This window comes from Micromonospora sp. NBC_00898 (assembly GCF_045207895.1).
Lineage (GTDB): Bacteria > Actinomycetota > Actinomycetes > Mycobacteriales > Micromonosporaceae > Micromonospora.
This window is the reverse complement of the sequence record NZ_CP108775.1, coordinates 5,817,665-5,831,223: the sequence shown is the minus strand read 5'-3', so window position 1 is coordinate 5,831,223 and position 13,559 is coordinate 5,817,665. Positions and strand designations below refer to the sequence as shown.

Annotated in this window: 12 protein-coding genes; 6 read left to right on the top strand and 6 right to left on the bottom strand. The window is 73.8% G+C overall.

Going from position 1 to position 13,559, the window contains the following annotated elements; translation table 11 throughout:
* Positions 1 to 33: 33 nt before the first annotated feature.
* Both OG799_RS28330 and OG799_RS28325 read right to left on the bottom strand, forming a co-directional pair.
* Positions 34 to 1,719: a GTPase gene (locus OG799_RS28330; RefSeq protein ID WP_406039255.1), complete on the bottom strand. Its 1,686-nt coding sequence runs from the start codon at positions 1,717 to 1,719 to the stop codon at positions 34 to 36.
* 52 nt (positions 1,720 to 1,771) lie between these two features.
* Positions 1,772 to 3,613, bottom strand: a complete 1,842-nt coding sequence (locus OG799_RS28325) for an ABC transporter (RefSeq protein ID WP_406039253.1) — start codon at positions 3,611 to 3,613, stop codon at positions 1,772 to 1,774.
* Positions 3,614 to 3,832: 219 nt separating this feature from the next.
* On the opposite strand from OG799_RS28325, the gene dnaK reads away from it, so the two are divergent.
* The 5 genes from dnaK (at position 3,833) to OG799_RS28300 (ending at position 8,588) form a co-directional block, all read left to right on the top strand.
* Positions 3,833 to 5,689 (top strand): molecular chaperone DnaK, encoded by a 1,857-nt coding sequence (dnaK, locus tag OG799_RS28320; RefSeq protein ID WP_406039251.1) that lies wholly within the window; start codon positions 3,833 to 3,835, stop codon positions 5,687 to 5,689.
* A gap of 48 nt (positions 5,690 to 5,737) precedes the next feature.
* The gene (grpE, locus tag OG799_RS28315; protein WP_406039249.1) at positions 5,738 to 6,478 is read left to right on the top strand and encodes a nucleotide exchange factor GrpE; all 741 of its coding nucleotides are present in this window, start codon (positions 5,738 to 5,740) and stop codon (positions 6,476 to 6,478) included.
* Between the two features lie 79 nt (positions 6,479 to 6,557).
* Positions 6,558 to 7,754, top strand: coding sequence for a molecular chaperone DnaJ (dnaJ, locus tag OG799_RS28310; protein WP_406039247.1), 1,197 nt, complete (start codon positions 6,558 to 6,560; stop codon positions 7,752 to 7,754).
* Positions 7,755 to 7,784: 30 nt separating this feature from the next.
* A complete protein-coding gene (locus OG799_RS28305; protein ID WP_406039245.1) occupies positions 7,785 to 8,225 on the top strand; it encodes a heat shock protein transcriptional repressor HspR in 441 nt (146 codons plus the stop codon).
* Positions 8,226 to 8,366: 141 nt separating this feature from the next.
* Positions 8,367 to 8,588, top strand: a complete 222-nt coding sequence (locus OG799_RS28300; protein ID WP_406039243.1) for a hypothetical protein — start codon at positions 8,367 to 8,369, stop codon at positions 8,586 to 8,588.
* A 288-nt stretch (positions 8,589 to 8,876) separates the two neighbouring features.
* Here the strand turns inward: OG799_RS28300 and OG799_RS28295 are convergent, their stop codons facing one another.
* The 3 genes from OG799_RS28295 to OG799_RS28285 all read right to left on the bottom strand — a co-directional run bounded on the left by OG799_RS28295 (position 8,877) and on the right by OG799_RS28285 (position 11,202).
* A complete protein-coding gene (locus OG799_RS28295) occupies positions 8,877 to 9,308 on the bottom strand; it encodes a hypothetical protein (protein ID WP_406039241.1) in 432 nt (143 codons plus the stop codon).
* 179 nt (positions 9,309 to 9,487) lie between these two features.
* Positions 9,488 to 10,696, bottom strand: coding sequence for a cation:proton antiporter (locus tag OG799_RS28290; RefSeq protein WP_406039239.1), 1,209 nt, complete (start codon positions 10,694 to 10,696; stop codon positions 9,488 to 9,490).
* Between the two features lie 5 nt (positions 10,697 to 10,701).
* Positions 10,702 to 11,202: a cation:proton antiporter regulatory subunit gene (locus tag OG799_RS28285; protein WP_406039237.1), complete on the bottom strand. Its 501-nt coding sequence runs from the start codon at positions 11,200 to 11,202 to the stop codon at positions 10,702 to 10,704.
* Between the two features lie 30 nt (positions 11,203 to 11,232).
* Here OG799_RS28285 and OG799_RS28280 point away from each other — a divergent pair, with 30 nt between their 5' ends.
* Complete coding sequence (locus tag OG799_RS28280) at positions 11,233 to 12,336, top strand: hypothetical protein (protein ID WP_406039235.1); 1,104 nt, start codon at positions 11,233 to 11,235, stop codon at positions 12,334 to 12,336.
* Positions 12,337 to 12,356: 20 nt separating this feature from the next.
* Here the strand turns inward: OG799_RS28280 and OG799_RS28275 are convergent, their stop codons facing one another.
* Positions 12,357 to 13,493 (bottom strand): epoxide hydrolase family protein, encoded by a 1,137-nt coding sequence (locus OG799_RS28275; RefSeq protein WP_406039233.1) that lies wholly within the window; start codon positions 13,491 to 13,493, stop codon positions 12,357 to 12,359.
* Positions 13,494 to 13,559 lie beyond the last annotated feature (66 nt).

Below are 13,559 nucleotides of genomic sequence, written 5' to 3'. Positions count from 1 at the left end.
CATGATCGGGGCGTCCGGGTCGCCGGTCGGTATTCAACGCCGGGCGGCGTCCCGGAGCGCGTCGCGGGCCTGCGCGTACCGGGCCAGCACGGACCGCACCGGGACGAGCACGTACTCCTCGCCGACCGTCGCCACCGAGCCGGTGAGCCGCTGCTCCGCCCGCTGCCGGGCGCGCCGCGCCGCCCACCGGACCACCGGCCGGGTCAGCGCTGCCACCAGCAGCCCGGTGAGCAGGCCACCGAGGAGCAGCACCGTCGGCAGCGGGACCTCGCCCACCCTCGGGTAGTCCAGCGCGGGCAGGCCGAGCGCCCGCAGCGCGTAGCCGAGCGCGAGCCAGCCCAGCCCGGCCAGGGCGGCGGCGGTGACCAGCCACTGGAGGCCCCCGACCACCCGCCACCAGGCCGGCCGTCGGTCCATCCCCAGGTCGGTGCCGGCCACCGCGCGGTCCAGCGCGTCGGGCAGGTCGCCGAGCCGGGACCGGGCCGCGGCGGTCACCGCGGCCGGCCAGGGTGCCGGCAGGCCGGCGCCGGACCGGTCGGCCACCGCACGGATGGCCAGGTTGAGCGCCGAGCGCTGCGCGGCGGTCGGATCCGGTACGGAGGTAGCGGCGACCAGGCTCTCCGCGGGCGCGTCGACATCCCCGCCCGGCCCGGGCAGGTGCAGTCGGCGCAGCGGGTCCGGCCGCAGCCGGCGCCAACCCTTGACCAGCGGCCAGCCGGTCGTCCCCCCGGCCCGGTGCCGGTACGCGCCCTCGACCGCCTCGGCCACCGCCGGCACCCCGGCCGTGCCGGCCAGGGCCCTGGTGAGCTCCCGCGCCGACGCGTCGTCCGGCCCGGTCCGGGGCGGCTCGACACCGACCAGCGGCTCCAGCTCGTCCACCACCGTGTCCACGTCGCCGGCCAGCCGGCGCAGTGCCGCCTGCTGCTCGGCGACCGTACGCTCCAGCGCCCCGCGCAGCCCGGCCATGCCGGCCGGGTCGACCGCGACGGTGGGCAGCAGCGGCACCCCGGCCAGCCCGTCGGCGTCGAGCAGCCGGCGCAGGTCGTCCAGCACCCGGGGCAGCTCGGCCGGGGGCAGCCGGTCGGCCTGGTTGAGCACGACCACGGTGACGTCCCGGTGCCGGTGGAATTCGCGCAGGTAGCTGCGGTGGATCACCCGGTCCGCGTATTTCTGCGGGTCGACCACCCAGACCACCAGATCGACCAGGCCGAGCAGCCGGTCCACCTCCAGCCGGTGGGTCCGCTGCACCGAGTCGAAGTCGGGCAGGTCCAGCAGGACCAGGCCGTGCAGGGTCGACTCGTCGTCGCCGTCGAGCGCGCTCTCCCGGACGAACCGGTGCCGGGGCAGCACGCCGAGCCAGTCGAGCAGCCGGCTGGCGCCGCCCAGCGGCCCCCAGACGCAGGCGTGCGCCACCCCGGTGGTCGGCCGCCGGACGCCCACCGGGGAGAGCTCCAGCCGGGCGAGGGCGTTGAACAGGCTGGATTTGCCGCTGCCGGTGGCCCCGGCCAGGGCGACCACGGTGTGGTCGCCGGAGAGGGCGAGCCGGGTGCCGGCCCGCTCGACGACGGTGTGCGCGCCGACCAGCCCCGCGTCCGGCACCTGGCCGTCCACGGCGCGGAGGAAGCGCTGCACGGCGTCCAGGCGGGCGATCAGCGCGTCCGGGTCGACCCGCTGGTCACCCCGGAGCGCCTCGCGCACCCGACCGGCGATGTTGGTCATCTGAGCCAACCTTCGTTCGCGACTGCGGGGCTCGCAAGCTCACTCCTCGCGCTCACCGCTCCCCACCCGCTCCGGCCGGCGGCAGGGCCGGCCCGTCGGTGCGGGACAGGCCGCTGCGGTGCCGGGCCATCTCCACCTCGCCGGCAGCCTCGCGCAGGGCGGTGCCGGTCTCGGCGGCCGGGCGGGCCGCGGCCGTCCGGTCCAGGAAGCGGGTCGCTTCCTCCTCGAGCAGCGCGCCGACCCGGTCCAGCAGGTCCACCCGCGCCTTGTTGGCCAGGTTGCGCACCGCCTGGTCGCCGAAGATCGCCTGGAGCACCGCCTGGGCGGCGACCGTGGTGCCGGCGCCGGTGGCCACCTCCAGGCCGGTCGGGATGAAGGCGGTCGAGGCGAAGACCGCGATCATCACGGCCAGCCCGGTGGCGTTCACCGCGTACGCGGCCGTCCGGGCCACGAAGCGACGGTCGCCGCCCTCCTCGCGGACCAGGTCCAGCACCCCGCGCTGCCAGTCGCGGACCAGCCGTTCGGCGCGTTCGGCCAGGTCGTCGGAGGCGTGGGCGAGCGGCGGGTCGAGCAGCGCCGCTCCCGCCGGATGCGCCTTCCACCCGGTGTACGCGTTCTCCGCCGCCTCGGAGGCGACCCCGCGCAGCAGGGTCACCAACTGCGACTCGATGGCGTTGCGCAGCTCCGCGGCGGGTGCCGGACGCCCGGTCACCGCCGCGACCACCCGGTCCCGGAACCGGCCGATCCGCGCCTCCAGGGTGCGGAAGAACTCGCCGGTGCCGACGAACTCCTGCCAGCGGGCCAGCACCTCGCCGCGGAGCAGCCGGCCGTCGGAGAGCCCCTGCTCGACGGAACGTCGCGCCCCCCGGTACGCCGCCCGGACCCGCTCGTCGAGCGCGTCGGCCGCGGCCGCCTGCTCGTCGGCGGCGTCGGCCAGCCCGTCGACGGCGGGGTGCAGGGCGGCGAGCGCCCCGTCGAGGGTCTGCCGGACCACGGCGGACCGGGCGTCGGCGTCGGCGGCGAGCCGGGAGAACCAGGTGCTCAGCGGGGCGGTGACCTTGTCGGGGAGCAGCCCCTGGCCGTCGACCCAGGTCTCCGGCAGCACGAACAGCGGCGCGGCGTCGAGGCCCTGGGCGGCGAGCATCTCCGACAGGTGGGCGGCGATCTCGTCGGCCGCCTCCGGGGGCACCCGGTCGAGCACCATGGCGATCACCGCGCCGCGGGCCCGGGCGCTACGCAGCAGCTCCCAGGGGACGGCGTCGGCGTACCGGGCGGCGGTGGTGACGAACAGCCAGAGGTCGGCCGCGGCCAGGAGTTGGCCGGCGAGGGCCCGGTTGGCGTCGACCACCGAGTCGATGTCGGGCGCGTCGAGGAAGGCCAGCCCGGCGGGGAGCGCCGGCGCGGTGACCAGGTGCAGGATGCCCGGGTTCTCGCTCGGCTCGTTGGTGCGGGTCAGGCCGGGCAGCAGCTCGCCCTGGCGGAACCAGGCGGAGTCGGTCGGGTTGCAGACCAGCACGGGGGAGCGGGTGGTGGGGCGGAGCACACCGGCGGCGCTGACCCGGGCCTGGACCAGGCTGTTGACCAGGGTCGACTTGCCGGCGCCGGTGGAGCCGCCGACGACCACCAGCAGCGGGGCGTCGAGCCGGGCCAGGCGGGGCAGCAGATAGTCGTCGAGCTGGTCGGTGAGGCCGACGGCGGCGTGCCGGGCCGGCTCGGCCGAGGGCAGGGCCAGCGGGAACCGGGCCGCGTCGATCGCGGCCCGCAGGCCGGCGAGCGCGGCGGACAGGCCGTCCCCGGTGGTGCCGGGCGGACCCTCCCCGGCGTCCGGCGGGCCGGTGCGGGCTGCGACGGCGGGCGCGCCGGGATGGGTGGCGGGATCGCCATGCGTCGTCACCGCTAAAGCGTGCCCGACCGATGCAAGGGAAGACAACCGGACGGTAATAACGGTCGGGTTGCGTCGGGTCGACTCAACTCGACTTGCGGTTTCCGACGGCCGTGGCACTATTGAGTCAAGTTCACTCAACTTGTGGTGGGATCGCTGCCGGCGACACCCGCCGGAACCCAGCGGGCGATGCCCGTCACCTGCTCGACGTTACGAAGCGAGGAAGCGAACATGGCACGTGCGGTCGGCATCGACCTCGGCACGACGAACTCCTGCGTCAGCGTTCTCGAGGGCGGTGAGCCCACCGTCATCGCCAACGCTGAGGGCTCGCGGACGACCCCCTCGATCGTCGCGTTCGCCCGCAACGGCGAGGTGCTCGTCGGTGAGGTCGCCAAGCGCCAGGCGGTCACCAACCCGGACCGGACCATCCGTTCGGTCAAGCGGGAGATCGGCACCAACTGGACCGTCGACATCGACGGCAAGAAGTACACCCCGCAGGAGATCTCGGCCCGGACGCTGATGAAGCTCAAGCGGGACGCCGAGGCGTACCTGGGCGAGCAGATCACCGACGCGGTGATCACCGTTCCGGCCTACTTCAACGACGGCCAGCGCCAGGCCACCAAGGAGGCCGGTGAGATCGCCGGCTTCAACGTGCTGCGGATCGTCAACGAGCCGACCGCGGCCGCCCTGGCGTACGGCCTGGACAAGGGCTCCAAGGAGCAGACCGTCCTGGTCTTCGACCTGGGTGGCGGCACCTTCGACGTCTCCCTGCTGGAGCTGGCCGAGGGCGTCATCGAGGTCAAGTCGACCAGCGGTGACAACCACCTCGGTGGCGACGACTGGGACCAGCGGATCATCGACCACCTGGTGAAGACCTTCCGGGGCGAGCACGGCATCGACCTGGCCCAGGACAAGATGGCCCTCCAGCGGCTCCGCGAGGCGGCCGAGAAGGCCAAGATCGAGCTGTCCGCCGCCACCACCACCAACATCAACCTGCCGTACATCACCGCCGGTGCCGCCGGCCCGCTGCACCTGGACGTGACGCTCAGCCGGGCCGAGTTCCAGCGGATGACGCAGGACCTGCTGGACCGCTGCAAGGGCCCGTTCGAGCAGGCCGTGAAGGACGCGGGGATCAAGGTCTCCGACGTCGACCACGTCATCCTGGTCGGCGGCTCGACCCGGATGCCGGCCGTGACCGACCTGGTCAAGCAGCTCACCGGCCGCGACCCGAACAAGGGCGTCAACCCGGACGAGGTCGTCGCCGTCGGCGCCGCCCTGCAGGCCGGTGTGCTCAAGGGCGAGGTCAAGGACGTCCTGCTGCTCGATGTGACCCCGCTGAGCCTGGGCATCGAGACCAAGGGCGGCATCTTCACCAAGCTGATCGAGCGCAACACCACCATCCCGACCAAGCGCTCCGAGGTCTTCACCACGGCGGACGACAACCAGCCGTCGGTGCTGATCCAGGTCTTCCAGGGCGAGCGGGAGATCGCGGCCTACAACAAGAAGCTCGGCACCTTCGAGCTGACCGGCCTCCCGCCGGCGCCGCGCGGTGTGCCCCAGATCGAGGTCACGTTCGACATCGACGCCAACGGCATCGTGAACGTGCACGCCAAGGACCTGGGCACCGGCAAGGAGCAGAAGATGACGATCACCGGCGGCTCCTCGCTGCCGAAGGACGACATCGAGCGGATGCGCCGGGACGCCGAGGAGCACGCCGACGACGACAAGCGGCGCCGCGAGGAGGCGGAGACCCGCAACGTCGCCGAGGCCCTGCAGTGGCAGACCGAGAAGTTCCTCGCCGAGAGCGGCGACAAGCTGCCCAGCGAGAACCGGGAGCAGCTCAACGAGGCCCTCGGTGAGCTGCGCGGCGCGCTCGGCGGCCAGGACATCGAGAAGATCAAGGCGGCGCACGAGCGGCTCGCGCAGGTCTCCCAGCAGGCCGGTTCGCTGCTCTACTCGCAGCAGGCCGAGCAGGGTGAGCAGCCGGGCGCGGCTGGGCCGGGCGCGGGTGCGACCGGTGGCCCGCAGGCCGGCGGCGCCGACGACGTGGTCGACGCCGAGATCGTGGACGAGGACGGCAAGAAGTGACCTGCCGCCCCGGACACGCGCCCATGGCCAGAGGGATGAGGTAGCCGCATGACGGAGAAGCCACGAGCCGCCGCCCCGGGCGCCACCGGGTCGGCGCCGGGTGGCTCCGCGACCGCCGGGCAGGCCGCCGGCGAGGAGCCGCGGGTCGTCATCCGTGACAAGCGCAAGATCAGCAAGAACGCCGGGCAGCCGGCCGCCGCCGACGCCGCGGCCGACGCGCCGGCCGAGGGGCTGGTCGAGGAGGCCGAGGTCGTCGTCGACGAGATCGAGGCCGAGGCCGAGGTCTCCGGCCCGCCGGTGGTCGACGCTCCGGCCCAGCCGACCGAGGAGGCCGCCGCGCCGGCCGCGCCGCTCGGCGCCGAGCTGGAGTCGCTCCGCGCCGAGCTGGACGAGCGGACCCGGGACCTGCAGCGGGTGTCGGCGGAGTACGCCAACTACCGCAAGCGGGTGGACCGGGATCGCAGCCTGGTCCAGGAGCAGGCGACCGGTTCGGTGCTGGCCGCGCTGCTGCCGATCCTCGACGACCTGGACCGGGCCCGCGAGCACGGCGACCTGGTGGGCCCGTTCGGCACGGTGGCGGAGCAGCTCACCACGGCGCTGGGCAAGTTCGGCCTGACCGCGTTCGGCGAGCAGGGCGACCCGTTCGACCCGACCCGGCACGAGGCGGTGGCGCACCAGACCTCCGCCGACGTGACCGAACCGACCTGCGTGCAGGTCATGCGCCGGGGTTACCAGCTCGGCGAGCGGCTGCTGCGGCCCGCGCTGGTCGCGGTGGCCGACCCGGAGTAGTGCCGACCCGCGCCGTCCCGCCCGCCCCTCAGGGGCGGGCGGGACGACCGGGATACGTCCCGTGGAAGGGGGTGGACCGGTGAGTTCCAAGGACTGGATCGAGAAGGACTACTACGCCGTGCTGGGCGTGGAGAAGTCCGCCTCCTCGGACGAGATCAAGAAGTCGTACCGGAAGCTGGCCCGGGAGTCGCACCCGGACCACAACCCCGGTGACCCGAAGGCCGAGGAGCGGTTCAAGGCCGTCTCCGAGGCGTACGCGGTGCTCGGCGACGAGAAGAAGCGCCGCGAGTACGACGAGATGCGCTCGCTCTTCGGCTCGGGCGCGTTCCGCCGCAACGCCCGGGGTGGGGGCCAGCCCGGCGGGATGCCGTTCGACGTCTCCGACCTGTTCGGCGGCGGCGCGGCCGGCGGCGCTGACACCCGCTTCGGTGGCGGGGGCTTCACCGACCTGTTCAGCACGATCTTCTCCGGTGGCGCCGGCGCCGGCGCCGGCGGTCCGGCCCGCCCCCGCGGCCCGGCTCGCGGCCGGGACGTCGAGACCGAGGTCGCGCTGGACTTCGACGACGCGGTACGCGGGGTGACCCTGCCGCTGTCGCTGCGTGCGCCCGGCGTCTGCGACACCTGCCACGGCAACGGCGCGAAGCCGGGCACCCAGCCGGTGGCCTGCCCGGTCTGCCACGGTGCCGGGGTGACCACCCGCAACCAGGGGTCGTTCAGCTTCTCCGAGCCGTGCCGCAACTGCCAGGGCGTGGGCACGGTCGTCGAGGAGAAGTGCCCGGAGTGCCACGGCACCGGCGGGGTCACCAAGACCCGCACGCTGAATGTCCGCTTCCCCGCCGGGGTGGCCGACGGCCAGCGGATCCGGCTGGCCGGCCGGGGCGAGCCCGGCGAGCGGGGCGGCCCGGCGGGCGACCTCTTCGTCCAGGTGAAGGTCCGCCCGGACGAGCTGTTCGGGCGTTCCGGGGACGACCTGACCCTGACCGTGCCGATCACCTTCCCGGAGGCGGTGCTCGGCACCGACCTGCGGGTGCCGACCCTCGACGGCACGGTGACCCTGCGGGTGCCGCCGGGTACGCCGAGCGGGCGGGTGCTGCGGGCCCGGGGCAAGGGTGTGGTGCGCAAGGACGGCCGGGCCGGTGACCTGCTGGTCACCCTCGACGTGGTGGTGCCGGCGAGGCTGTCGGACGAGGCGCGGGCGGCGCTGGAGTCGTTCGCCGACCAGACCCCGCCCGCCGCGCGGGAACATCTCGACGCGCGGGTGCGTCGATTCAGTTGATCGGTCGAGTGCTGCGGAGGTGAGTGGGGGATGTCAGGGGAGTTCGTCGGCTCGGGTGACCCTGCCTACGAGGCCAAGGTGCTGATGATCTCGGTCGCGGCGCGGATGGCAGGGATGCACCCGCAGACGCTGCGCCAGTACGACCGGCTGGGCCTGGTGCAGCCGGGCCGGGCCGCCGGCGGCGGCCGCCGCTACAGCGTCCGGGACGTGGTGCTGCTGCGCGAGGTGCAGCGGCTCAGTCAGGACGACGGGATCAACCTGGCCGGGGTCAAGCGGATCATCGGTCTGGAGCGGCTGTTGGAGCAGGCCCAGCAGCGGGTGGCCCGGCTGGAGGCGGAGCTGGACGCCGCGTACCGGCGGATCGCCGAGCTGGAGGCGCTGGCCACCTTCCCGGGCCGGGACCTCGTGCCCACCAACCGCACCTCGACGGCGCTGGTCGTCTGGCGTCCGCGCCGGAACCCGGAGCGCTGACCCACTCGCCGCTCGACCGCCTGGTCCACGCCGGCCCGGCTCGCAGTTCGGGGAATTCCCCGGCGCGGGCCGGGCCGTTGTCGTTAGCCTGAAATCAGGTCCAACAAGCTCAATCCGGACTCCGAACTGGCAGGGGGAGCCATGGCGGAATCGGCGAAGAAGGTGGCCCAGCAGGTGGCCCAGCAGACGGAGGACCGGCTCGAGAAGGTGGCCGAGAACGTCCGGGAGAAGTTCGACCAGGTCACCGAAGGCAAGTTCGCGGACAAGATCAAGGAAGGGCGCTTCGCCGACCAGGTCGACCACGGCATAGACCGCGGCCGGGCCGACGTGAAACGCCGGCAGCAGGGCGGATCGACCAGCTGACGATCCGTCGACGTGCGGGCCGGGACCCACGGGGGGTCCCGGCCCGTTCGCCGTCCTGACGTGCGGGCCGGGACGCGGGATGCCGCGAAGGGGTCCCGGCCCGTTCGCCGTCCTGACGTGCGGGCCGGGACGCGGGATGCCGCGAAGGGGTCCCGGCCCGTTCGCCGTCCTGACGTGCGGGCCGGGACGCGGGATGCCGCGAAGAGGTCCCGGCCCGTTCGCCTTTCCAGAGACGTGCGGCCGGGACGCGGGATGCCGTGGAGGGGGTCCCGGCCCGTTCGCCGGGGTTCAGCCGATGCGGCGGTTCTCCCGGACCAGGCCGCCCTCGCACCAGTCGTGGTAGGCGAAGAGGTCCGGCCGGGCCAGCAGCACCCGGCTGTTGTGGGCCCAGTTGCGCATCAGCTCGTCGCCGGCCCGCTCGGCCTGCTCGACCAGCTTGCGGAAGCGGCGCTTCGGGTGGGCCCGGAAGTTCGTCCGGATGCCGTCGGCCGCGTAGATGTAGAGGCAGTGCAGGGCGAACCGCCGGGCCGGGCAGGCCGGGTCCATGGCCAGCTCGAAGAGTGTCGCCACGAGTTGGTCGCCGGCGACCAGCAGGTCCCAGTCCGGGGGCATCGAGGCCAGCGGCACCGAATCCGGCTGGTACGCCCAGGCCCGCAGCTCCGCCGGGGACGGATCAACGGGGTTGGCGAAGCCGTGGAACGTCGACTCCTGCACGCTCACCGGCCAACCTTCCGCTTCGCTCGCGGGGGCACCGGCCACCCGCGGACCCTGGCTGCTGGGGCGACACGGTAACGCGCTTTCGCGCGGCGGCGGAAGACCTGTCCGGGACCGATTCGGCAACGGTCGGCCGGGCCGGGTCCACCGTACGGCCGACCCGGCCCGGCCCGCATCGACCGGCGTCAGTCGGCCGCCGGCACCGGTTCCGGCCGGCGGACCTGACTGTGCCGGCGCAGCCAGCGCTTGAACCACGGGAAGTCGGGCAGCCGGGCCAGCATCGGCCCGGTCACCACGGTGATCAGCACGTACGCCGTGGCGAGCGCCGCCAGCCGGGGCTCCACCGGTTGGGCGGCGGCGACGGCCAGCCCGGCGATGACGATGGAGAACTCCCCGCGCGGGGTGAGCGCGAAGCCGGCCCGCCAGCGACCTGGCTCGGCGATCCCGGCCCGCCGGGCGGCCAGGTAGCCGGTGAGCAGCTTGGTCCCCATGGTCACCACGGCCAGTGCCAGCGCCGGCAGCAGCACCGGCGGCATGTCCAGCGGGTCGGTGACCAGCCCGAAGAACACGAAGAAGACCGCGGCGAAGAGGTCCCGCAGTGGGGAGAGCAGCTCGGTGGCGTGGTGCGCCACCGGGCCGGAGAGCGCGATGCCGACCAGGAACGCGCCGACCGCCGCGGAAACCTGGAGCTTGGCGGCGGCGCCGGCGACCAGCAGGGTCAGGCCCAGCACCCCGAGCAGCAGCGCCTCCGGATCCTTGGCGGAGAGCGCCGCGGAGATCAGGTGGCCGTACCGGATGGCGACCGCCAGCACGGCCACCACGGTGAGCACCGCGACGGCCAGCGCCACCCCGCCCTTGACCAGGCCGACGCCGGCGAGCAGCGCGGTGACCAGCGGCAGGTAGAGCGCCATGGCCAGGTCCTCGATCACCAGCACGGAGAGGATCACCGGGGTCTCCCGGTTACCGACCCGGCCGAGGTCGCCGAGGACCTTGGCGATCACCCCGGACGAGGAGACCCAGGTGACGCCGGCGAGCACCACCGCGGCCACCCAGCCCCAGCCGAGCAGCAGCGCGAACGCGAAGCCGGGCAGGGCGTTGAGGACCGCGTCGATCAGGCCGGCCGGGGCCGCCGAGCGGAGGTTGCCGACCAGTTCGTTGGCGCTGTATTCCAGGCCGAGCATGACCAGCAGCAGGATCACGCCGATCTCCGCGCCGACGGCGAAGAACTCCTCGCTGGCGTTCAGCGGCAGCAGGCCGCCGTGGCCGAAGGCGAGACCGGCGAGCAGGTAGAGCGGGATCGGGGAGACGCCGAACCGGCGGCTGAGCCGGCCGAGGAGGCCGAGCAGGAGCAGCAGCGCGCCGACCTCGACGAGCAGTGTTGTGGTTTCGTGCATCCGCCTCAGCCGTCCGGGTCGTCGTCGGCGAGGATGGCGGTCACCCCGTCGAGACCCTGCCGGGTGCCGACCACGACCACCACGTCACCGGCCGCGAAGCGGAAGGTGGGATCGGGCGAGACGATGACCTCGCCGTCGCGCAGCACCGCCACGATGGAGGCGCCGGTGCGGGTGCGCGCCCTGGTGTCGCCGAGCCGCTTGTTGACGTACTTCGAGCCGGCCGGGATGGCGACCTGCTCGGTGAGCAGCCCGGCGGCCTGCTCGCGCAGCCCGGAGAGCTGGCCGAGCATCAGCGACGCGCCGAGGATGTCGGCGAGCGCCTCCGCCTCGTCGTCGGTGAGCGGGATGTCGGCCTGGCAGGCGTCCGGGTCGTCCGGGTCGTACAGGACGAGGTCACGCCGGCCGTTGCGGTGGGAGACCACCCCCAGCCGGCGGCCCGATTCCGTCACCAGATCGTGACGTACGCCGATCCCCGGTAAGGCAGTCTGTTCGACACGTACTCGCACCTCGGCAACGCTACCGGGCGGAGGAGGGCGATGATCGGTCACAGGTTTCTCCCGGCGGTCGCGGCGCTGCTGGTGCCGGTCCTCGCCGCCTGCTCGATCGGCGACGTCCGGCGGCCTCCGCCGCACCGGGCGTCCGCGTCGCCCCGGCCGGCCCCGACCGCGCCGGGGCCGCTCCGCGCCGTCGGCTTCGACGAGGTACGGCAGGTCCGGGTCGCCGTCCCGCCGCGGTACGACCGGCCGTACGTCGAGTTCGCCGACGCCGCGCACGGCTACGCGCTCTTCGCCGCCTGCGACGGAGCGCCACCCGGTCGGGGCTGCACCGCCCTGCTCTACGGCACCGTCGACGGCGGACGGTCCTGGCAGATGCTGCGGCATCCCCGTCCGGTGGCGGCCGACCAGCAGCTCTACGCCGTGCCGGGGGCGGTGGTGCTGCTCGCCGAGCCGTACGGCTGGTACACCTCGACCGACGGCGGCGCCACCTTCGCCCACACCACCGGTGGTGAGCCGGCGGTCCTGGTGGCCGCGCGGGGTCGCTACCAGGTCGTCGAGGGGCGGGAGCTGGTCGGTGAGTGGGACGGCGACCGGCTGCTGCCGCTGGCCGCCCAGCCCTCCGTACCCGGGCTGAACACGGTCGGCCAGGACGGCGACCTGCTGGTGGCGGCCGGTGCCCGCGACGGCCGCCCGTACGCCGCGGTCTCCCGGGACCGGGGACGGAGCTGGCGGGTCACCCCGGTGCCGGCGATCGACGGCGAGGTGGGTGTGCTGCGGGTGGTGCTCGCCCCCGACGACGGCGTGTGGCTGGTCGGGGAGCGGTCGGACCGGGTCGGCTTCCCCGCGCTCTGGCGTCTCGTGGGTACGGGGTTCTGGGAGCCGGCCCGAGCGGCCGGGCACCCGGCGCAGGCCCGGTCCGTGGTCCCGATCGGGGTCGGACTGCTGGCGGTGACCGGCCCGTACGGTGTGGGCGTGGTGGCCGGCGGGCTCTACTACCACGTCGACTGGCCGCTGACCGGCGACCATTATCTGACCGTGCTCGCCGACGGCACGATCGCCGCCCGCGGGCCGGAGGACGTCATCCTCGGCACCGGGTGGACGGCCAACCGGCGCTGGATCAAGGTCGTCCTGGACGGCGACTGACAGCGGCCGGCGGTCGACGCTCAGCGGAGCGGGGCGAAGAACTGCCGGATGTCGCCCACCAGCACGGCGGTCGCCTCGTGCGCGGCGTAGTGGCCGCCGACGTCCCCGCGTCCCTCGACGTCCGTCTCGTACGCCGTCCACCGCACGATGTTCGCGTGGTCGCGTTCCGCGAACCGGCGGATCGACTGGAAGTCGCCCGGGAACATCGCCAGCGCGGTCGGCGCGGTGGTAGGCCCGGTGGGCTGCTCGGTGGCGTGCGCGTCCTCCCAGTAGAACCGCATCGCCGAGGCGGCCGTCCCGGTGAGCCAGTAGATCGCGACGTTGGCCAGCACGAAGTCGGCGTCGAGGCTCTCGTCGAAGAGCTGGGCGTTCCAGGCGAGCAGACCGACCGGCGAGTCGGCCAGCGCGAAGGCCAGGGTCTGCGGCTGCTGGCTGTGCACCTGGTTGAAGGAGAACTTGTGCTCGTAGAACCACTGGAGGTGCTTCAGGGCCGTCTGATCGGCGCCGGAGAGCCCCTGGAACTCGGCGGGGTCGCCGGACGGGAACGAGAAGAGTTGGGTGACGTGCACCCCGAGCACGTGCTCGGCATCGACCCGGCCCAGCTCGGGCGAGATCAGCGAGCCGCCGTCGTTGCCGACCGCGCCGTAGCGGTCGTACCCGAGCCGGGACATCAGCTCGGCCCAGGCGCGGGCGGTGCGGTACCGGTTCCAGCCGGCGCTGCGGGTCGGGCCGGAGAAGCCGAAGCCGGGCAGCGACGGGATGACCAGGTGGAACGCCGGCCCGGCCGGGTCGGTCGGCTCGGTGAGCGGGGTGATCACGTCCAGGTACTCGACCACGGTGCCGGGCCAACCGTGGGTGAGCACCAGCGGGGTGGCATCCGGACGGGACGACCGGACGTGCAGGAAGTGGATGTCCTCGCCGTCGATCTCGGTGACGAACTGCGGGTGGGCGTTCAGCCGTGTCTCGACCGCCCGCCAGTCGAACTTCTCCAGCCAGTACGTCGCCAGGTCGCGGACCCGGTCGGTGGTCATGCCGTACGCGTCGCCGGCGCCGGGCAGCTCACCGGGCAAGTTGGTGCGGCGCAGCCGGTCGGCGAGGTCGTCCAGGGCGGTCTGCGGGATGTCGACGCGGAACGGGCGGATCGCGGTGCCGGACATGGCTGCTCCTTCAGAACGGAATGTTTTGTTCCGCTTAAACATACCAGAGCGGAACGATCCGTTCCA

Excerpts from the sequence above, each read along its gene's own strand:
- OG799_RS28280 (WP_406039235.1), top strand. The coding sequence starts at position 11,233 with ATGATCGGTCACAGGTTTCTCCCGGCGGTCGCGGCGCTGCTGGTGCCG.
- dnaK (WP_406039251.1), top strand. The coding sequence starts at position 3,833 with ATGGCACGTGCGGTCGGCATCGACCTCGGCACGACGAACTCCTGCGTC.
- grpE (WP_406039249.1), top strand. The coding sequence starts at position 5,738 with ATGACGGAGAAGCCACGAGCCGCCGCCCCGGGCGCCACCGGGTCGGCG.
- OG799_RS28275 (WP_406039233.1), bottom strand. The coding sequence starts at position 13,493 with ATGTCCGGCACCGCGATCCGCCCGTTCCGCGTCGACATCCCGCAGACC.
- OG799_RS28330 (WP_406039255.1), bottom strand. The coding sequence starts at position 1,719 with ATGACCAACATCGCCGGTCGGGTGCGCGAGGCGCTCCGGGGTGACCAG.
- OG799_RS28300 (WP_406039243.1), top strand. The coding sequence starts at position 8,367 with ATGGCGGAATCGGCGAAGAAGGTGGCCCAGCAGGTGGCCCAGCAGACG.
- OG799_RS28305 (WP_406039245.1), top strand. The coding sequence starts at position 7,785 with ATGTCAGGGGAGTTCGTCGGCTCGGGTGACCCTGCCTACGAGGCCAAG.
- OG799_RS28290 (WP_406039239.1), bottom strand. The coding sequence starts at position 10,696 with ATGCACGAAACCACAACACTGCTCGTCGAGGTCGGCGCGCTGCTGCTC.